The sequence below is a fragment of the Streptomyces dysideae genome, assembly GCF_001514305.1.
GTDB lineage: Bacteria > Actinomycetota > Actinomycetes > Streptomycetales > Streptomycetaceae > Streptomyces > Streptomyces dysideae.
Genome location: NZ_KQ949101.1, coordinates 76,283 through 95,290, shown reverse-complemented (window position 1 = coordinate 95,290; position 19,008 = coordinate 76,283). Strand labels below are relative to the sequence as shown.

Here is a 19,008-nt window from a genome sequence, read left to right as displayed (position 1 = left end):
GCCTACGCGAGCGCCGTACGCCCTCGCAGCAGCGCACGGGCCATCGCCCCACCTCGCTGCGCGGCTTCCCGGAAGGCGGAGTCACCGGGCCGACGGATCTCCACCTCAACGGTCGTGACCGGCTCGGCGGCGGCCCCGGCCGGGCACTTGCGCCGCAGCCGGTCCTCGACAAGGGCCCGCGCCGAGTACACCCGGCGCGGCAGACCGCCCGTCAGCGCCGCCCGCACCTGCGCACTGTTCGCCCCCGCGTCCCACCACGCCTCCACCAACGGCGCCAGCCGCAGCGCCTCGGCGGCGCCGAGGGTGAGCCGGGGTTCGGTGCGCCCGAGTGAGCCGAGCAGCTTGGCGGCGAGCGCGGTGCGCTCGGAGGGCGGCGCCGCGTCCGGCGCGGACGGCTCGGGCGGCGGGGAGGGAGGTTCTTGTTCCCTGGTCTTTTCTCCCGAAGGGAGAGCGCCCGAGGCCGCGACGGCCGACTCACCGGAGGCCAGGTTCTGGACTTTTTCCTCTTCACCCGCGGGTGGCTCGTCCTCGTACGGAGTGTCGAAAACCTCGTACACGGTGGAGAGTTGACCCGACTCCCGGTCCTTGCGCACGACCCGCCGCAGATACCGGGATCCCTCCAGCTCATGCAGGGCGGCAGAGATCCTGGCCCGCCCCTCCTTACGCTGATCGGCAAGCGTGCGGATGGTGACGCGGGCCTCGTTCGGGAGACTCAATAGGTACGTCAGTACGCCCACCGCACACCAGGAGATGCTCCGGTCGCGGAGAAGAGCGTTGGAGAAGACTGAAAAGGCGCGCGTGGGCGTCGTACGATGAATGCGCATCGGGAGTTCTGTTCTCCTGGTGTCGAGCCCCCGGGTGTTCCAGCACCGCGGGGGCGTTTCCGTTGCCGTGACTCTATGGGCACGCAAAGCGACGAACGCAAGCTGGAACCGGGTTTTACCTGGCGGAAGTTCGCGTACTTCACTCCTGAGAGTGAAGGGCGGAGCGCAGCAGCAGCGTGTGGACGCGGTGGTCCGGGTCCGTCGGGCGGTAGCGCCAACTCAAGGGCCAGGTCAGGCCGTCGAGAGCCGGTACCGGGATGTACGAGATGTGGCCCGGCCCCGCGGTGAGGCGCGTGATGCCCGGCGGCCAGGGGCGGTGGGACGTACTGCCGACGGTGACGAGGAAGTAGACGCCACGGCGTCCGGTCGCCTCCTGCACGACGGGGCCGGGTGCGCCGCCGGTCATGTGCGCGAGGCGGTCGGCGAGGGCGCGGCCGTCGTCACCGTCCACGCGGACCGCGTCGAACTGGACGCCGGCTTTCCGGAGTTGGATGCCGGTCAAGGGGATCCACTTCAGGTCACTTTGCGTATCCATGGGACCAGTTTCCGCAGGCGGAGCTAGCGTGCTCAATGACTCTGTGTCGCTGGTCGACCACGGTTGGATACCGGCGTCCACGAGTCGTGACCGGTTGAGTTCGGTTGAGTCCGGAGGTGACCGCGATGGCGCGGGCGGAGAACAAGACGGAGGCAGGCGGTACGGCCCATGTGGTCGCCGCCCTGGCGAAAGCGCTGCGGGAGCAACAGGCGCTGACGCAGGAGCAGTTGGGCAAGAAGATCGGGTACACGGCGGCGGCGGTCAGCGCGATGGAGACGTGTGCGCAACCGGCAAGCGATCAGATGCTGGTCAACTTGGAGGAGACGATCGGCGGCGGGCTGGGGGTCTTCCAGAAGGCGCGCAAGTGGATGCTGCTGGAGAAGTACCCCGCACGCTTCCGTGGGTTCTCGGAGCTGGAGGCCGGGGCGATCACGCTCTGCTCGTACGAGACGCATGTCGTCGACGGCCTGTTCCAGACCGAGGACTACGCACGGGCGCTGATCGGCGGCAGCTACCCGCCGGTGTCCGAGCGGAGGCGCGAGGAACTGGTGGAGGCGCGGCTGGCCCGCAGGGCGCTCTTCGACCGGAATCCGGCCCCGTTGATCGAGCTGATCCTTGAGGAGAGCGTGCTGCGGCGGCCGTTCGGCAGCTGGGAGATCCTGCGCGGCCAGCTGCGCTCGCTCGCCGAGGACGCCCGGAGGGACAATGTCTGCGTGCAGGTGCTGCCCCTGGACCGCGGGCTGCGCGGAACGTACGCGGGCGACCGCGGCTCCATGAAGCTCGTGGAGACCAAGGACCACCAGCACGTCGTCTACATGGAGATCGAGGACCAGGGCATTCTGGTCAGCGATCCGGCCGAGGTGTCCCAACTGGCGCACCGCTATGCGAGGATCCGGGCACAGGCCCTGAGCCCCGACGAATCGCTGGGCCTCATCGAACGGTTGGCAGGAGAGGAACGATGACCGGCACCGGAACCCTTCGCTGGTTCAAGTCGAGCTACAGCGACGGCGGCGGCGGCAACTGCGTCGAAGTCGCCTACGCCTGGCGCAAGTCGTCGTACAGCGACGACGGCGGCGGAAACTGCGTCGAAGTCGCCACCTGCCCCCACGCCACCACCATCCACATCCGCGACTCCAAGAACCCCGACGGCCCGAACCTCGCCGTCTCCGGCAAGGCGTGGGCCGCCTTTATAACGGCCCGGTACTGAAAGCCGTCCTGCTGACAAGGGTGACGCGCCCGCCCCCGCCGCCCCTCCCACCCTTGCCCCACAAACACGTAACACTTTCCCGAAATCCGTCACATCTATCCCGACCACACCCCCACCCCCGGGTGATCCTCAGGCGACTCCCCGCCCTTCCCGGCGCCCGCACGCGACGCTGGTCGGCATGAGCGGCTCCCCCCATGTCAAGGCACCACCCGGCACGGGCATCGTGCACCGGGCGACCCTGGAAGCGCTGGCCCAGTACGGTCCCCGGCGAGCCGGGATGACGCAGATCGCGCGCCTGGCCGACACGAACCGGCCCTTCCTCTACCGCAACTGGACCGACCGTGAGGCACTGCTCAGGGAGGCCACACGGCTGGAGCTGCGCCGCCTGCTGCACGTGGCCCGTGAGGTGATGGAGCCCTTGCCGCCTCGGTGCCTGCAGGTGCGGTTCGTCGTGCGTGCGGCGCGCCTACTGCGGGAACACCCCGTCGTCGGGACGATGGCCCGCACCGATCCGGAGCTGGTGCACTCCGCGATCCTGCGGCCGGTCACCGACTGGCACACCGCAGCATGGTTCTGGCTGCGTGAGCATGTGACGCAGCACATCACCGAAGCGGTCGAGCGGGACCACACGACCCTGGCCATCCTCACCACGGCGCTGCCCTACGCCCTCACACCGCCCACGAACCCCTCGGATCCCGAGGAGCGCGCCACGATCGACGCCCGGTTGAGCACAGCCGTACACCTGTGCCTCGCAGCTCCGCCTCCCTGCGCCGCGCCCCAACTGTGCGGACCCCCGCCACCCGTTCGAGGCCCCTCACGGTGACCACACCTGCTGCGACAGGTCGTATGGAATGATCCCGGGCCATGCAGCCCCTGGTCCCCGGCGACCCGTCGCACATCGGCCCGTACCGCCTGATCGCCCGGCTCGGGGCCGGGGGCATGGGCCGGGTCTATCTGGCGCGCTCCGAGGGTGGTCGTACGGTCGCCGTGAAGCTGGTGCATGCGGACTTCGCCCTCCACCCGGGGTTCCGGCGGCGGTTCGCCCGAGAGTTCGCCGCCGCGCGCAGGGCCGGGGGCGAGTGGACAGCGCCGGTGCTGGACGCCGACACGGAGGCCAAGACGCCCTGGGTGGCGACGAGTTACGTACCCGGGCCATCGCTCAACACTATTGTCGAGGGGGCTTCGGCCCACTGCCGTCGACTTCCGTGCACGTCCTCACCCACCGCCTCGCGCTCGCGCTGCAGGCGATCCATGAGGCCGGACTCGTGCACCGGGACCTCAAACCGGCGAACATCCTGCTCACCGTCGACGGCCCCCGGGTCATCGACTTCGGCCTCGCCCGCGGTTACACGGCCAGCCTCGGCGGCAGTCTGACCGAGCCGGGTGCGGTGCTCGGGACGCCGGCGTTCATGTCGCCGGAGCAGGTGAGGGGCGACGGTGCCCCGGGCGAGCGACGTGTTCTCCCTGGGTTCGGTCCTGACGTACGCGGTGACCGGCCGACTGCCCTTCCCGGGCGAGGGCGCCGGGGTGCACAGCGTGATGTTCCACATCGCGTACGAGGAGCCGGACCTGGACGGCTTACCCGACGGGCTGGTGGACCTGGTCCGCCAGTGCCTCGCAAAGGAGCCCGAACAGCGCCCCTCCGTACGGGAGTTGATCGACCGCACCCGGCACGCCGTGGCCCGCGCCTGGCTCCCCGGCGAACTCCTCGCCCGGCTGGGGCGGGACGCGGCACGGCTCTTGGACGCAGAGGTGCACCTCGCCGAGTGGGATCCGGTGCCGGCGGTGTCAGTACCGCCGCATGCGACGACGTTCCCGGACCTACGGGACTTCGACGCGGGCGACGCCACGGGCAGGTCGCGTGACGTACTGAACCTGCCGGAGGCGGGGATCAGACCGCCGAGTGTGCGCAGGGTGGAGGAGCCCAGGCCGAGACGGACGTGGCTGCGGATCGCGGTGCCGTCGATGGCCCAGGCGGTCGTGAGGGCGCTGTTCCTGGTCCCGTCACTGCTCGGCCTGGGTGGCGCCTACGACGAGGACGATCCGCTGACCGGGTGGTGGGAGGGCGGCGGCTCCCTCCCGGACGGCCGGGCATACGCCGAGATCGCCTTGCCCGGCAGGCCCTCCCTGGGGAGCCCTGACCGCCAGAACCAGCCCAGGTCCCCCGGATGCAGTTGCATCGGCGCCCCGTCGTACTGCCACTCCCGCAGCACGCCCACAGCCTCGCTCAGCCCGTCGACTCCCGGCTTGCCCAACGCAATCGCCATACCGCCGATCACACACCACCGCACCGACAGTCCGCACCCGGTTTCCGACCGGCTCTGTGTGCAGGTGCGGCGCTGAGCCCCGACGAATCACTGGGTCTCATCGAGAGGTTGGCAGGAGAGGATCGATGACCGGGCGCGACTCCAAGGCCCCCGACGACGCCGCCCTCACCGTCACGGCCGCCGCCTGGTCCGCCTTCCTCGCTGACCGCGGCGGACCTCTAACCGCCGAACGTGAGGGGGCCGTTGATGTCCCGCGCCTGGACGACCGTGCTCTGAGTGCCGCCCGAGATCACATTGCGGACCTCACCCGGGCCGGTGCGTATACCCGCCTCGGCACTGGCCCGCCGCCGCCAGATGTCCAGCGCCCTGGCGAAGTCCGGGTCCTGCTCCGCGCGCTCGTTCAGCACCTCGGCCAGTTGGTGAGCCCGCTCCTCGCTGCGCGGGGGCTCGGCGGGTACCTCCAACTCGCCTTCGTCGCCTGCCGCTTCGCCCCGCCGACGGCGGGCGACCAGGTCACGCAGAGATGCCCAGATCTGCTGACCCGCCGCGCCCGCGGTACCTGAGGCGAGAGCCACAAGCAGTCCAGCCGTGATCGGCTCCACCGGCAACCTCCAAGTCCTCACCGGGCTTACAGCCCTGCCGTGGCCTGATGCCCCGTTGTTCTGCGTATCGAAACGGATACAATCTGTAGTGGCTGAATGTGCAACCAATTGGGCTGGAGGCGGAAGATGACGCGTGCCTGGGAGGCCGACCCCTCCGCGTTATTCGAGCGAAGGCTGGGAAAGTCGGCCAAAGAGCTGGGCAACTCGGAGGACCACGACGAGTGTCCGGACATATGGCGGCTGGACAACGGCGATATCGCCGTCATCGGCAGGGACCTCACGGCCGCCTACCGCTCCCGCCTCCCTGAGGGTGTGACCCTCGCCCCGGACGAGCGGTTGGTGGTCATCCCAGGAATCATGCTCAGCTCAGCAAAGGCGGACATCCCCGATGCTTGACCTACTTCCCCCGGTTCTCGTACCTGAGCATGGCGAACAGCTCACACGGGACGCCTACAAACGGGACTTCCGCGCACGTGAGACGGCGCTCCGTGACGCGAGCTCCTGGAAACTGGAGCGCCGGCAGCACTTCGAGGAACAGGGCAGCCCCAGCCGGGACGCACTGCGCCGAGGAGAGTGGGAGACGGCGCTGCGGCTGCTGGAGGACCGGCGCGACGCCTTGCTGGCCACGGCCCGGGAAGACGAACGCAAGGGCTATCGCTTTCACCGCGTACGGGTGGTCGAGGAGCCGTTGCCGCCGTACGTGCAATGGGAGCTCCACTCCCTACGGCAGCGCGCGGAGTACGGAGAGCGAATTCGCGTGGTCAGCGGCGGGCGAGTGGCTGCGGCGGAGCGCGAGCACCCGCTGCCGGAAGTCGTCGTCCTCGGCCGCGAAACCCTCTATCAGGTCCTCTACTCCGAGGCCGGCACCACGCTCGGCGCTGTCCGCTACACCGACCATGACCTGGTCAGGGGCTGGGAGCACTACATCAGGAAGCTCTACGAGGCAGGGGAAGACGTGAGGTCCTACTTCGAGCGCGAGGTGGCTCACCTACCCCCGCCGACGGAGTAAGCGATCACCGTGTCCAATGCTGACGACAAGCGACCCGGCAGCACGCACTCCGAACTCTCGGAGACGTCTTCCCGCGACGTTGTACAGGCCAGGGACATCACAGGAGGCATCCACTTCCACGAACAGGCGATGCCGGACCGCAGCGGCTCCGCAGCCCCCACACCGCGGCAACTTCCCGCCGACGTACGCGGCTTCGTCAACCGGACTGAGGAGCTCGACCAGCTGAACGCGGTACTGACCGGCGACAGCGACGATCCTCTCGTCGTCTCGGTGTACGTGATCGCCGGCACCGCCGGCGCCGGCAAGACCTCGCTCGCGCTGCGCTGGGCCCACCAGGTCCGCGACCGCTTTCCGGACGGCCAGCTCTACGTCAATCTGCGCGGCTACGACCCGGGGCAACCGGTCACCGCCCAGGAGGCACTGCACCGTTTCCTGAGTTCTCTGGGAGTCCGAGCGGAATCCGTACCACAGGACCTCGACGCCGCCGCGGCGCTCTACCGCTCGTTGCTGGCCGACCGCCGGATACTGGTCGTCCTCGACAACGCGGCCACGGCGGCGCAGGTCCGTCCGCTGTTGCCCGGCAGCGCAAGCTCTCTGGTCGTCGTCACCAGTCGCAGCCGGTTGTCCGGCCTCGCCGTCCGGGACGGGGCACGCCGCCTCACCCTGGGAACGCTGCCCGAGCGTGAGGCCATCGCCCTGCTACGGGCCGTGACCGCCGGCTACCGGCCGGAGGACGACGAACAGCAACTCGCCGAACTGGCCCAACTCTGCGCGCGGCTGCCATTGGCCCTGCGCATCGCCGCCGAACGGGCCGCCAGCCACCCCCACATGCGGCTGCACGACCTGACGGCCGATCTGCGTGACGAATCCGCCCTGTGGGACGCCCTGAGTACCGGCGACGACGAAGAAGCGGAAGCCGTCCGCACCGTCTTCGCCTGGTCCTACCGAGCCCTGCCCGACCAGGCCGCCCGGCTCTTCCGTCTGCTGGGCCTGCATCCCGGACCGGAGTTCAGCCTGGCCGCCGCAGCCGCCCTCACCGGAGTGGCGACCAGCAGGGCTCGACAGCTGTTGGACTCCTTGGTCGGGGCCCACTTACTGGAGCAGACAGCCCCGGACCGCTACCAGTTTCACGACCTGCTGCGTGCCTACTCCATCGACCAGGCACAGCACGAGGAGCCTCCGGAAGAGCGGAGAGCTGCGCTGCGCCGCATCCTGGAGTGGTATCTCCACACCGCCGACGAGGCCCAGAGCTGGATCAAGCGTGAAGAGGACCGCCTGGACCTCGCATCGCCTCCGGAGGGAGTCCACCGCCTGGACTTTCCCGACTACGACGCCGCCGTGGACTGGGCGGAACGTGAACACACCAACCTCCTGCAGGCAGTCCGGACAGCGGGTGCCGCCAAGGACGACCGGCTCGCCTGGCAGCTGTGCGCCGTCCTCTGGCATGCGCAGTTCCCCTCCGCCGCAGGCACCGAATGGCTGGGTGTGGGGCGCATCGGCCTGGAAGCGGCAGGCCGATGCGACGATCGTGCCGCAGAGGGCCTCCTGTTCACGAACCTCGGTATGGCTCACGCACGGATCAACCATCTCGCCGAGAGTCTCGAATGCCACCGGAACGCGCTGGAGATCTGGAGTGAGCTGGGCGACCGCCTCAACACGGCGCACTCGCTCAACCTGATCGGGCTGAACCACCTCCACCGCAGGCAGCTCGACACCGCCGCCCGCCACTTCGAGCAGGCCATCGCCGTCTTCGAGGAACAAGGCTCCGCCCACTGGGCCGCCACCGCGCTCTCCAACCTCGCGACCACCCACTACCGGGCCGGACGCCTTCCGGAGGCCGCGACCGCGATCGAGCAGGCGCTGGCCGCACACCGCGCCCTGAACAACAAGCGCGGCGAGGGCAACATCCTGCGCCTGCTGAGCGGGCTGCAGCGTGAACGGGGCGATATCGAGCAGGCCTTGGTCTCCGCTCAGACGGCGGTCGACATCGCCCTCGGTCTTCGCAACCTCCGCCTGGAGGCGTACTGGCTGCTCGATCTCGCCGACGCCCAACAGGCAGACGGCCGGTTCGCCGACGCCCTGACGTCCTACCAGCGATCCGCCACGCTCCAACGCCACCTCGGAGACCGCAGCAGAGAGGCACTCGCGTGGCAGGGTACGGGCGAGGTCTACCGTCGGCTCGACCGCCACACTGAGGCGGCCGACTTCCACCGTCAGGCCGCCACCAGCCACCGCGAACTCGGCGACGCCTGGCACGAGGCCCTGGCCCTCGACGGCCTGGGCTCGGCCTTGCTCGACGAGGACCCGCAGGCAGCCCGCCGGCACTGGGCGGAGGCTCTGCGTCTCCTCTCCGACTTCGACGACCCACGGGCGGCGGCGACGCGGGGCAGCCTCGAACGCCGACTGGGTGAAACCATCTGAGTCGGCCGGCAGGTCACCGCAGGCGACTGTGCTGTGTTCCCTTTCGTCGCGGCTGCGTGCGACGGCGGCCGAGCCCGTCCACCGGGCCGGCCGCCGTGCGCGCTCGTCCTACAGGAACGACTTGATCTCGATCGTCTCGTCCCGGCCCGGGCCGACACCGATCGCGGAGATCGGCGCCCCGGACATCTCCTCCAGCGCCTTCACGTAGTTCTGCGCGTTCTTCGGGAGGTCCGCGAAGGACTTGGCCTTCGTGATGTCCTCCGACCAGCCCGGCAGGGTCTCGTAGACCGGCTTCGCGTGGTGGAAGTCGGACTGGGAGTACGGGAGCTCCTCGACGCGCTTGCCGTCGATCTCGTACGCCACGCAGACCGGGATCTCCTCCCAGCCGGTCAGGACGTCCAGCTTGGTGAGGAAGAAGTCCGTGAGGCCGTTCACGCGGGTGGCATACCGCGCGATCACCGCGTCGAACCAGCCGCAGCGACGGTCACGGCCCGTCGTCACGCCCCGCTCGTGGCCGATACGGCGCAGCGCCTCGCCGTCCGCGTCGAACAGCTCCGTCGGGAACGGGCCCGCGCCGACGCGGGTCGTGTACGCCTTCAGGATGCCGATGACGCGGCTGATCTTCGTCGGGCCGACGCCGGCGCCGGTGCAGGCGCCGCCGGCCGTCGGGTTCGACGACGTGACGAAGGGGTACGTGCCGTGGTCGATGTCCAGCAGCGTGCCCTGGCCGCCCTCGAAGAGGACCACCTTGTCCTCGTCCAGTGCCTGGTTGAGGACCAGCACCGTGTCGGCGACGTACGGCCTGATCTGCTCGGCGTAGCCCAGCAGCTCCTCGACGACCTGGTCGACGGCGATCGCGCGCCGGTTGTACAGCTTGGTGAGCAGCTGGTTCTTGACGTCGAGCGCCGCCTCGACCTTCTGCGTCAGGATCGACTCGTCGTAGAGGTCCTGGACCCGGATTCCCACCCGGTTGATCTTGTCGGCGTAGGTCGGGCCGATGCCCCGGCCCGTCGTGCCGATCTTCCGCTTCCCGAGGAAGCGTTCCGTCACCTTGTCCACCGTCACGTTGTATGGCGTGATGATGTGCGCGTTACCGCTGATGAGGAGTTTTGACGTGTCGACGCCACGCTGGTTCAGTCCGCTCAGCTCGGAGAGCAGGACCGACGGGTCGACGACGACACCGTTGCCGATGACCGGGGTACACCCCGGGGACAGGATTCCGGAAGGGAGGAGGTGGAGGGCGTACTTCTGATCACCCACGACTACCGTGTGGCCGGCGTTGTTGCCGCCCTGGTAGCGCACCACATAGTCCACCGAGCCACCGAGCAGGTCGGTTGCCTTTCCCTTGCCTTCGTCACCCCACTGAGCACCGAGCAGCACAAGTGCGGGCACGCGCGTACACCCCTTCCGGGCGGGGCATGTCCAAGGTCAGGGGAATACGCGACACAGCTCGTGCCTCGTACACCGGCGGCCTTCGTTGGCCGCAACCCGTCGGACCGGATGCCCCGGAATAGACGAAGCCCCTGGCGCAATAGCGCAAGGGGCTCTTGCACAAAGATGCTACCCGAGGAAGCGAGGCAGGACCGAGGTGGCGACTTCCGCGACGTCCGATCAGCTGCTGGTGGTCATCGATTCGATGGCCCGGAGGACGGACGGGGAGTCCGTACGGATAGCAAAAGACGTGCTCAGCGCGGGTGCGGCGACGAAGGTGTGTCTGCCGGAGGGGCCGGACGAATTCGCGCGGATGCTGGCACGGCGCGGCTCACGGCGGCCGGTGGTGATCGGTGACGACCGGGCGCTGATGCGTGCGGTGTCGCTGCTGCACCGGCAGCGGGAGCTGGCCGAATGCGTGCTGTCGGTGGTGCCGGTCGGGGGTGCGCTGTCGCTGGCCGGATCCCTGGGGGTGCCCACGGGGGCGGTGGCGGCGGCCCGGGCGGTGCTGGACGGGGTGGAGCGGCGGCTGGATCTGCTCGTCGACGACAGTGACGGGGTGGTGCTGGGCGCGCTGCGGATCCCGCCGCTGTCGGGCGCTCCGGACCACGCCGGGGTGCCGACGCCGGGCCGCCCCTGGCTGCGCACCTGCCAGTCCCTGGTCCGCACCCTGGTCCCGCCCCGCCCGGTGTCCGCGCCCGGCGGTCCCGCGCCGTCCCGGCTGCGGGTGGAGGTCGACGGGGTCACCCTGGTCGACCTGGACCAGCCGGTGGAGGGTGTCTCGGTGATGCCGGGCGACTCGGGTGAGGCGGAGGTGGAGGTCCGTCCGGTGTCGGTGGGCGCGGAGGCGTCCGCGCTGATGGCGCGGGGGCGGACCGTGACGGTGTCGGGGGCGCACTTCCGGTACCGGGCGGACGCGGTGGTGTCGGGGCCGGTACGGAGGCGTACGTGGACGGTGTGGGAGGGCGCGCTCGGGCTTACGTTGCCTTCGCGGTCCTGAGTCAGTCGCCGTCTTCCTCTTCGGGAGCCTCGAAGCCGGTCGTGTCGAGGGTGCAGTCGAATGGCGCGGGCATGGGGAGCTTCTCACCGAACGGCCTGGTGCAGTGTGACTCGTACCCCTTGGCCGAGGGTGTCCAGAGGACGGTGGCCTGTTCCTCCTGCATGTCGAGGATCAGGTAGACGGGGACGCCTGCCTTGCCGTAGGTCTCGACCTTGTCCGTCAGGTCGTCGTGCCGGGTGGAAGGTGAGGTCAGTTCGGCGACGAAGGACAGGGCCTCGCCGTCCAAGCGGTTGTTCTCCGTCTCGAGGACCCGCTCGTGCGCCGCAAAGATATCCGGCCCGTACGCACGCTCTTGCTCTGGGAAGACGTAGAGCGCCGGCGCCCGGTCGATCACGTGACCTTCGGGAAGATGCGGCTCCAGCTGTTTGCACACCAGACGCATCACTCGGAGGTAGTACCCCTTGGACCACGGCGACACGACGATGCTCCCCCTGATGATCTCGGCCTTGTAGCCGGCGGGCACGATCAGCTCATCGAGGGCGTCCAGCAACTCCTCGAAGCTTCGGGACTCAGTGCCGCTCATCGTCGGTCGCTCTGCCATGAGTGTCATGATGCGCCCTCCCCTTGCCGCGGACCAGTCGCGACTCAGAGTAGCCGCTCGGATACATCTCCGTCGCCGCTTTCGTCCTTCAGCCCCACCCCCGTGACCCCCAGCTCCCGAGCCCTCCCCATCAGCGCCGCCAGCTTCCCCGCCGCCCCCTCGTACGTCAGCCCCAGCGGTGGCCTGATGTTGGACAGGCAGTTGCGGTCGGCGTCCGTCGTCACGCCCGGGACCGGGCGGTAGGTCAGATACGCGCCCAGGGAGTCCGCCGCCGACATGCCGGGGCGTTCGCCGACCAGGACCACCACCGTCGCCGCTCCCATCGCCGCCGCGATGTCGTCGCCGAGGGCGACCCGGGCCTGTTCGGCGAGGACGACCGGGGCGATCGTCCAGCCGGTCAGCCGCGCGGCCGTCGCCCGGACCACCGCCGCCGCGTGCTCGTGCACCGCCCGGCTGGACAGCCCGTCGGCGATCACGAACACCACGTCCCACTCCCCGACGGGCAGATGCGCGCGGTCGGTCGCGTCGAGGCGGCGGCCCAGGTCGGGGCGCTGGAGGTACGTCAGCCGGTCGGGTGCCGCGCTGCGGACCCGTACCGTCGGCAGGCCGGCCAGCCCCGCCGCCACCGCCGCCGCGTCGAACGGCGAGTGCACGGCGTCCCGTGCCGCCGCGTGTGCCGTCTGGAGTTCCAGCCGGTGCCGGGTGGGCAGCGCGGAGCCGGCCCGGCCCAGTCCGATGCGGGCCTGGGTGTGGCGGCGCATGGCCGGCCAGAGGGTCAAGTCGTCGGCGCGCTCGTCCATGTGACGGTTCGTCATGCCGCCAGTTCCTTTCCGATCGCCGTCAGCGGGTGGGCCGTACCGGACACGTCTCTGATCGAGCCCCGCTCGTCCAGCAGGCCGATCGACTCCAGCCACGCCTCGAACTCCGGCGCCGGGCGCAGCCCCAGCACCTCCCGCAGATACAACGCGTCGTGGTACGAGGCCGACTGGTAGTTGAGCATGATGTCGTCGCCGCCCGGCGTGCAGATCACGAAGGAGGCTCCGGCGACGCCCAGCATGGTCAGCATCGTCGCGATGTCGTCGTCGTCCGCGTCGGCGTGGTTCGTGTAGCAGATGTCCAGGCCCATGGGCAGGCCGAGGAGCTTGCCGCAGAGGTGGTCCTCGAGGGCCGCGCGGAGGATCTGGCGGCCGTCGTAGAGGTACTCGGGCCCGATGAAGCCGACGACCGTGTTCACCAGCAGCGGCTGATATCTGCGCGCCACCGCGTACGCCCTCGCCTCCACCGTCTGCTGGTCCACCCCGTGGTGCGCGTTCGCGGAGAGGGCGCTGCCCTGGCCCGTCTCGAAGTACATGACGTTCTTGCCGACGGTCCCCCGGTCCAGCTCCCGCGCCGCCTCGTACGCCTCGTCCAGCAGCCCGAGCGTCACGCCGAAGGACGCGTTCGCCGCCTGGGTGCCCGCGATGGACTGGAAGACCAGGTCGACGGGGGCGCCGCGCGCCATCAGGTCGACGCTGGTGGTGACATGGCTGAGCACGCAGGACTGGGTGGGGATCGCGTACCTCTGGATCACCCCGTCCAGGAGCTCCAGCAGGTCACGTACCGCCTTCGGGCTGTCCGTGGCCGGGTTGATGCCGAGCACCGCGTCACCGGAGCCGAGCAGCAGGCCGTCGAGGAGGGCCGCGGCCACGCCCGCCGGGTCGTCGGTGGGGTGGTTGGGCTGGAGTCGGGTGGCCAGCCGGCCCGGCAGCCCGATCGTCGAGCGGAAGGCCGTCACCACCCGTACCTTGCGCGCTACGGCGACCAGGTCGGCGTTGCCCATCAGCTTCGACACCGCCGCCACCACCTCCGGCGTCAGCCCGGGCGAGACCGCCGCCAGCGTCTCCGCGTCCGCCGCCTCCGACAGCAGCCACTCCCGGAACCCGCCGACCGTCATGCCGGACACCGGCGCGAAGGCGGCGGCGTCATGCGTGTCCAGGATCAGCCGGGTCACGTCGTCCGTCTCGTACGGGATCAGCGGCTCGGCGAGGAAGGCCGCGAGCGGCACCTCCGCCAGCGCCCAGCGTGCCGCGACCCGCTCCTGGGCGGACTCGGCGGCGAGTCCGGCGAGGCGGTCGCCGGAGCGTTCGGGGCCGGCGGCGGCGAGCAGCCGGGCGAGCGTGCCGAACGTGTACGTGCGGCCGCCGAGCGTGGAGGTGTACGTACTCATGCCGGTGACCGTACGGAGAGGGGGAGCGCGCGGTCCACGTTCCGCCGGAGAGTTAACGCAGACGTTCGTTCCGCCGTTCGTTCGGCGACGAATCCAAAGGTCTGGTTCACAACCTTTTAACGTCGGGCGGCGTTGACGAGGCAGGCCCACCAGGTCCAGTCAAAGGTATGTGAGCTGAACTCAGCTCCGGCCGAAGGCCTGGTCGCGATGGACGCGCCAGCGCTCCAGCATCGCCACCAGCTCGCCCTCCATGAACTCGAAGAAGGCGAGAGTCTCCGCGAGCCGGCGCCCCGCCGGAGTCTCGGCGCCGAGGCCGGTGACACCCTCGCGCAGGGCGTCCTCCCAGCGCTTCATGATGGCCTCGCGGTTGGTGATCGCCTCGTACCACTGGTCGTTGTGGACCCGGTACCGCTCCCGCCGCGAACCGGGCTCGCGCTCCCGCGACACCAGGCGGACCTGCGCCAGGTAGCGCACCGCCCCGGACACGGCCGCGGGGCTGATCTGCAGCTGCTCACCCAGTTCGGCGGAGGTCATGCTGCCCACGTCGCAGGCGAGCAGCGCGGCGAAGATCCGGGACGGCATACGGGGCATACCGGCCTCGACCAGCTGCGCCGCGAAGCTCTCCACGAACCGCGACACCGCCTCGGGATCCCGCTCAGCGTCCTTCGTCTCGACCATGCCTCGATCATCTCCCCTGGTCAGCCGCTCCCCAGCGAGTCTAACGGCGATTTTGACGTTTCCTTAACTTCACAAATTTCTGAAAGAAGCGTACGTTCTGAATCATGACGAAGGCAATCGCCGCTATTGAGGTATCCGGACTACACAAGTCGTTCGGCAAGACGCACGCGCTCGACGGCCTCGACCTGGCCGTCGAGACCGGTGAGGTGCACGGCTTCCTCGGCCCCAACGGCGCCGGGAAGTCCACCACGATCCGCGTCCTGCTCGGCCTGCTGCGCGCCGACTCCGGCGCCGCGCGGGTGCTCGGCCGCGATCCCTGGACGGACGCCGTGGAACTCCATCGGCATCTCGCCTACGTCCCCGGGGACGTCGAGCTGTGGCCCACCCTCACCGGGGGCGAGGCCATCGACCTGCTCTCACGGCTGCGCGGGGGCATCAACAAGCAGCGCCGCGCCGACCTCATCGAGCGCTTCGACCTGGACCCGACCAAGAAGGGCCGCGCCTACTCCAAGGGCAACCGGCAGAAGGTCGCCATCGTCGCCGCGCTCGCCTCCGACGCCGAACTGCTGCTCCTCGACGAGCCGACCGCGGGCCTGGACCCGCTGATGGAGGTCGTCTTCCAGGACGTCATCGTCGAGGCCAAGGCGGCCGGCAAGACCGTGCTGCTGTCCAGCCACATCCTGGCCCAGGTGGAGAAGCTCGCCGACCGGGTGAGCATCATCCGGCTCGGACAGATCGTGCAGTCCGGCACCCTCAGCGAGATGCGGCACCTGACCCGCACCACCATCGAGGTGGAGACCGAGCGCCCGGCTGCCGGCCTGGACGCGCTGCCCGGCGTCCACGACCTCCAGACCATCGACGCCGCCGCCGGCCGGGTCCGCTTCGCCGTGGACGGCGGCCAGGTCGACGGCGCGGTGCGCAAGCTCACCGAGTTCGGCATCCGCAGCCTCATCAGCCACCCGCCGACGCTGGAGGAACTCATGCTCCGCCACTACGGCGACGAGCTGGCCGCCAACGGCCACTCCGGCAACGGCAACGGAGCCGCGTGATGACCACCGCCACCAAGGCCCCGGCACCCGCCGCACCCGTCACGAGCGGCAACACGCTGGCCGGGACCCGCACCCTGATCCGCTTCAACCTGCGCCGGGACCGCGTACGGCTGCCGGTGTGGATCCTCGCCCTGTTCCTCGGCACGATCTCGACCGCCAACAACTACAAGCAGCTGTACGCCGACCCCGAGGACCGCGCCAACGTCGTCAACACCATGGACAGCCCGGCCGGACTCGCCATGTCGGGACCGCGCCACTACCTCACCGACTACAACTTCGGCTCGATGCTCGGCCACCAGATGCTCGGCTTCATGGCCGTGCTCGTCGGCCTGATGAGCGTCCTGATCATCACCCGGCACACCCGCGCCGAGGAGGAGACCAACCGCGCCGAACTGGTGCGCTCCACCGTCGTGGGCCGCCACGCCCACCTCGCCGCCGCCCTGTCCGTCGCCGTCATCGCCAACCTGGTCCTGGCGCTGCTGCTGGCCGTCGGACTCGCGGGCGCGGGCATCGACGGCATCGACGGCGCCGGCTCGCTGCTCTACGGCCTCGACCACGCGGCCGTCGGCATCGTCTTCGCCGCCGTCGCCGCGATCACCGTCCAGATGACGGCACACGCGCGTGGCGCCTCCGGCATGGCCCTCGCGGTCATCGGCCTCACCTACGTGCTGCGCGCCGCCGGCGACACCGGCTCCAACGGCGCCCTGTCCTGGCTGTCCCCGATCGGCTGGGTGCAGCGCACGTACCCCTACGTCGACAACCGCTGGTGGCCGCTGCTGCTCTGCCTCGCGCTGGCCGCGGCGTGCGCGGCCGCCGGGTTCGTGCTCTCCACCCGGCGGGACGTGGGCGCGGGACTGCGCGCCGAGAAGCTGGGCAGCCCGGTCGCCTCCGACGCGCTCGGCACCCCGCTCGGCTTCGCCCTGCGCCTGCACCGCGGCACGCTCGTCGCGTTCGCCGCGGGCCTGTTCCTGATGGGCGCCATGTACGGGTCGATCCTCGGGGACGCCGACGACATGCTGAAGGACATCGACCAGATCCAGGAGGCCCTCGACCGCATCGGCGGCTCCAGCATCGCCGAGTCGTTCGCCTCGATGGTCATGGTCGTCATCACCGTGGTCGCCGCGGTGTACGTGGTGATGGCGGCGCTGCGCCCGCGCTCCGAGGAGACCGCGGGCCGCGCCGAGCCCCTCCTCGCCACCGGCCTCTCCCGGGCCCGCTGGGTGGGCAGCCACCTGGCCGTCGCGATGGGCGGCGGCACGCTCGTCCTGCTGGCGGCCGGACTCGGCTTCGGCATCTCGGGCGCGGCCTCCACCGGCGACGGCGGGCTGTTCCTGAAGCTGGTCGGCGCGGCCCTGGCCTACGCCCCCGCGCTGTGGGTCACGGTCGGCGTCGCGGTGGTGCTCTTCGGCTGGTTCCCGCGGGCGAGCGCGTTCGCCTGGATCGTGCCGGTGTACGCCTTCCTCGTCGGCTACCTCGGCCAGATCCTCCAGTTCCCCGACTGGATGAACAACCTCTCCCCCTTCGGCCACGTGCCCCAGCTGCCCGCCGCCGACATGTCCTGGACGCCGATGCTGCTCCTGACGCTCGTCGCCGCGGGCCTGGTGTGGCTGGGTCTTGAGGGCTTCCGCCGCCGGGACCTGGAGACGAAGTAGCCCTGGAGGCCTCTGGTATCCCGAGTAGCCCTGCGCAAGCCGGAACCCCCGGCGGCCCGCACGCGTCCATGCCGGGCATGGGACAACGCATGCAGGCCGCCGGGGGATGTCTGCTCGCGGCCGTCGGCGCGGGCGCCGGACTCGCGGTGTGGGCCGTCGGCGTCCGGGAACGCCTGTGGCGCTTCGAGCAGGCACCCGACTGGAGCGTCCTCTACGCCGAGCTGCCGCTCATGGTCCTCGGCGGCACCGCCGTCGCCCTCGGCGTCTGGGCGCTGGGACGGCGCCTCAGATCTCGACGCTCAGCCCGCTGAGCCCCCGGATCACGAAGTTGGGCTTCCGCTCGGGCTCCGCCGCCAGGCTCAGCGTCGGGGCCTTCTCCAGCAGGGCCGTCATGGACGCCGCCAGCTCGATACGGGCCAGCGGCGCCCCGATGCAGTAGTGGATGCCCGCGCTGAAGGAGATGTGCGGGTTGTCCTTGCGGGTGAGGTCCAGCCGCTCGGGGTTCTGGAACACCTCAGGATCATGGTTCGCGGAGCCGAAGAGCATCGCGATCTCCGCGCCCCTCGGGATCGTCGTGCCGTCGATCTCGATGTCGTCCAGGACCCAGCGTTCGAAGAGCTGGAGCGGGGTGTCGTAGCGCATGAGCTCTTCGATCGCGCACGGGATCAGGGTGTGGTCCGCGCGCAGGGCCGCCAGCTGGTCGGGGTTGCGGAACAGGGCGTTCCAGCCGTTGACGGCGGCGTTGACCGTGGCCTCATGACCTGCGTTGAGCAGCAGCACGCAGGTCGAGATCATCTCCTGCTCGGTGAGCCGGTCGCCCTCGTCGTGGGCCGCGATCAGGCCGGAGATCAGGTCGTCGCCGGGCTCCTTGCGGCGCTCGGCGATCAGTTCGCGCAGGTAGTCCGAGAACTCGACGGACGCCCGCACCGCCTTGGCGGCGACATCCTCCGGCGGGTTCAGCTCGTACATCCCGCAGATGTCCGCCGACCAGGGGCGGAGCGGGGCACGATCGGACTCCGGGATGCCCAGCATCTCGGCGATGACGGCGACGGGGAGGGGTTCGGCGACATCGGTGAGCAGGTCGCCGCCGCCGCGCTTCACGAGCCCGTCGACGAGCTGCCCTGCCAGCTCGGTCACGTACGGCTTGAGCTGCTCGACCGTACGCGGAGTGAACGCCTTCGACACCAGCCGCCGGATCCGGGTGTGGTCCGGTGGCTCCAGGTCGAGCATTCCGTGGTCGTTGAGCGTGTGGAACGGCTCGTGCTCGTCGGGAGGCGCGCTCCGCCCGAAGTCCTCATGGGTGAACCGGTGCTGATACGTCCGCCCGAGCCTCCGCTCCCGCAGCAGCGCCGATACGTCGGCGTGGTGCGGGATGAGCCACTGGTTCGTGGGCTCGTAGAAGTGCACGCGGCCCTTGGCGCGCAGCTCGGCATAGGCGGGGTAGGGGTCGGCGAGGAACGCCGGGTCCCACGGGTCGAAGGCTGCCATGAACGGACGCTAGCCCGGCGTCGCCCTGTCTGACCAGG

20 protein-coding genes and 2 pseudogenes are annotated in these 19,008 nt (G+C 70.1%); 12 read left to right on the top strand and 10 right to left on the bottom strand.

Translation table 11 applies throughout. The annotated features are described in order from the left end of the window. Positions 1–2: 2 nt before the first annotated feature. Positions 3–824, bottom strand: coding sequence for a hypothetical protein (locus AQJ91_RS33450; protein WP_159054699.1), 822 nt, complete (start codon positions 822–824; stop codon positions 3–5). A 139-nt stretch (positions 825–963) separates the two neighbouring features. After that, positions 964–1,359, bottom strand: a complete 396-nt coding sequence (locus AQJ91_RS33445) for a hypothetical protein (protein WP_067029096.1) — start codon at positions 1,357–1,359, stop codon at positions 964–966. Between the two features lie 125 nt (positions 1,360–1,484). Here AQJ91_RS33445 and AQJ91_RS33440 point away from each other — a divergent pair, with 125 nt between their 5' ends. From AQJ91_RS33440 to AQJ91_RS50460, 4 genes are all read left to right on the top strand, one after another. Then, complete coding sequence (locus tag AQJ91_RS33440; RefSeq protein WP_067029198.1) at positions 1,485–2,321, top strand: helix-turn-helix domain-containing protein; 837 nt, start codon at positions 1,485–1,487, stop codon at positions 2,319–2,321. Next, complete coding sequence (locus tag AQJ91_RS33435; protein WP_067029094.1) at positions 2,318–2,566, top strand: DUF397 domain-containing protein; 249 nt, start codon at positions 2,318–2,320, stop codon at positions 2,564–2,566. Before AQJ91_RS33440 ends, AQJ91_RS33435 begins: the two co-directional genes overlap by 4 nt. 178 nt (positions 2,567–2,744) lie before the next feature. Beyond that, on the top strand, positions 2,745–3,389 hold the full coding sequence (locus tag AQJ91_RS33430) for a TetR/AcrR family transcriptional regulator (protein ID WP_067029092.1): 645 nt from the start codon (positions 2,745–2,747) through the stop codon (positions 3,387–3,389). Positions 3,390–3,417: 28 nt separating this feature from the next. After that, the gene (locus tag AQJ91_RS50460) at positions 3,418–4,431 is read left to right on the top strand and encodes a protein kinase domain-containing protein (protein ID WP_407696963.1); all 1,014 of its coding nucleotides are present in this window, start codon (positions 3,418–3,420) and stop codon (positions 4,429–4,431) included. Positions 4,432–4,701: 270 nt separating this feature from the next. Here AQJ91_RS50460 and AQJ91_RS56275 read toward each other — a convergent pair. Further along, positions 4,702–4,833, bottom strand: a pseudogene (locus AQJ91_RS56275) (GNAT family N-acetyltransferase); the annotation flags it as partial. A gap of 125 nt (positions 4,834–4,958) precedes the next feature. Between AQJ91_RS56275 and AQJ91_RS58460 the strand changes: the two are divergent. After that, positions 4,959–5,030 (top strand): annotated as a pseudogene (locus AQJ91_RS58460) (DUF397 domain-containing protein); the annotation flags it as partial. A 21-nt stretch (positions 5,031–5,051) separates the two neighbouring features. Here AQJ91_RS58460 and AQJ91_RS33420 read toward each other — a convergent pair. Then, positions 5,052–5,408 carry a hypothetical protein gene (locus AQJ91_RS33420; protein ID WP_234383192.1) on the bottom strand — a complete coding sequence of 119 codons (357 nt, stop codon included), beginning with the start codon at positions 5,406–5,408 and terminating at the stop codon, positions 5,052–5,054. A 153-nt stretch (positions 5,409–5,561) separates the two neighbouring features. Between AQJ91_RS33420 and AQJ91_RS33415 the strand changes: the two genes are divergently transcribed. From AQJ91_RS33415 to AQJ91_RS33405, 3 genes are all read left to right on the top strand, one after another. Next, positions 5,562–5,831, top strand: coding sequence for a hypothetical protein (locus AQJ91_RS33415; RefSeq protein WP_067029087.1), 270 nt, complete (start codon positions 5,562–5,564; stop codon positions 5,829–5,831). Further along, positions 5,824–6,444, top strand: coding sequence for a DUF6879 family protein (locus AQJ91_RS33410; protein WP_067029085.1), 621 nt, complete (start codon positions 5,824–5,826; stop codon positions 6,442–6,444). The genes AQJ91_RS33415 and AQJ91_RS33410 overlap by 8 nt, the downstream gene beginning before the upstream one ends. Before the next feature lie 129 nt (positions 6,445–6,573). After that, the gene (locus AQJ91_RS33405) at positions 6,574–8,865 is read left to right on the top strand and encodes an ATP-binding protein (RefSeq protein ID WP_079085402.1); all 2,292 of its coding nucleotides are present in this window, start codon (positions 6,574–6,576) and stop codon (positions 8,863–8,865) included. 108 nt (positions 8,866–8,973) lie between these two features. On the opposite strand, the gene AQJ91_RS33400 is transcribed toward AQJ91_RS33405, so the two are convergent. Next, positions 8,974–10,257 carry an adenylosuccinate synthase gene (locus AQJ91_RS33400; RefSeq protein WP_067029082.1) on the bottom strand — a complete coding sequence of 428 codons (1,284 nt, stop codon included), beginning with the start codon at positions 10,255–10,257 and terminating at the stop codon, positions 8,974–8,976. 244 nt (positions 10,258–10,501) lie between these two features. Between AQJ91_RS33400 and AQJ91_RS33395 the strand changes: the two genes are divergently transcribed. Then, entirely contained in the window at positions 10,502–11,296 is a 795-nt protein-coding gene (locus AQJ91_RS33395) for a diacylglycerol kinase family protein (RefSeq protein ID WP_067029194.1), read from the top strand. A 1-nt stretch (position 11,297) separates the two neighbouring features. Here the strand turns inward: AQJ91_RS33395 and AQJ91_RS33390 are convergent, their stop codons facing one another. The 4 genes from AQJ91_RS33390 to AQJ91_RS33375 all read right to left on the bottom strand — a co-directional run bounded on the left by AQJ91_RS33390 (position 11,298) and on the right by AQJ91_RS33375 (position 14,781). Further along, positions 11,298–11,906 carry a Uma2 family endonuclease gene (locus tag AQJ91_RS33390; protein ID WP_067029080.1) on the bottom strand — a complete coding sequence of 203 codons (609 nt, stop codon included), beginning with the start codon at positions 11,904–11,906 and terminating at the stop codon, positions 11,298–11,300. A 35-nt stretch (positions 11,907–11,941) separates the two neighbouring features. Then, the gene (gene eutC, locus AQJ91_RS33385) at positions 11,942–12,712 is read right to left on the bottom strand and encodes an ethanolamine ammonia-lyase subunit EutC (protein WP_067029078.1); all 771 of its coding nucleotides are present in this window, start codon (positions 12,710–12,712) and stop codon (positions 11,942–11,944) included. Continuing rightward, positions 12,709–14,103, bottom strand: coding sequence for an ethanolamine ammonia-lyase subunit EutB (locus AQJ91_RS33380; RefSeq protein ID WP_067029076.1), 1,395 nt, complete (start codon positions 14,101–14,103; stop codon positions 12,709–12,711). Before AQJ91_RS33380 ends, eutC begins: the two co-directional genes overlap by 4 nt. Before the next feature lie 180 nt (positions 14,104–14,283). Further along, a complete protein-coding gene (locus AQJ91_RS33375; RefSeq protein WP_067029072.1) occupies positions 14,284–14,781 on the bottom strand; it encodes a GbsR/MarR family transcriptional regulator in 498 nt (165 codons plus the stop codon). A gap of 104 nt (positions 14,782–14,885) precedes the next feature. Here AQJ91_RS33375 and AQJ91_RS33370 point away from each other — a divergent pair, with 104 nt between their 5' ends. From AQJ91_RS33370 to AQJ91_RS33360, 3 genes are all read left to right on the top strand, one after another. Beyond that, a complete protein-coding gene (locus tag AQJ91_RS33370) occupies positions 14,886–15,830 on the top strand; it encodes an ABC transporter ATP-binding protein (protein ID WP_067029070.1) in 945 nt (314 codons plus the stop codon). Beyond that, on the top strand, positions 15,830–17,482 hold the full coding sequence (locus AQJ91_RS33365) for an ABC transporter permease (RefSeq protein WP_067029068.1): 1,653 nt from the start codon (positions 15,830–15,832) through the stop codon (positions 17,480–17,482). The genes AQJ91_RS33370 and AQJ91_RS33365 overlap by 1 nt, the downstream gene beginning before the upstream one ends. Positions 17,483–17,559: 77 nt before the next feature. Next, positions 17,560–17,793 (top strand): hypothetical protein, encoded by a 234-nt coding sequence (locus AQJ91_RS33360; protein WP_234383190.1) that lies wholly within the window; start codon positions 17,560–17,562, stop codon positions 17,791–17,793. Here AQJ91_RS33360 and AQJ91_RS33355 read toward each other — a convergent pair. Then, positions 17,768–18,970 carry a cytochrome P450 gene (locus AQJ91_RS33355; RefSeq protein WP_067029064.1) on the bottom strand — a complete coding sequence of 401 codons (1,203 nt, stop codon included), beginning with the start codon at positions 18,968–18,970 and terminating at the stop codon, positions 17,768–17,770. The two genes, AQJ91_RS33360 and AQJ91_RS33355, sit on opposite strands and share 26 nt — an antisense overlap. Positions 18,971–19,008 lie beyond the last annotated feature (38 nt).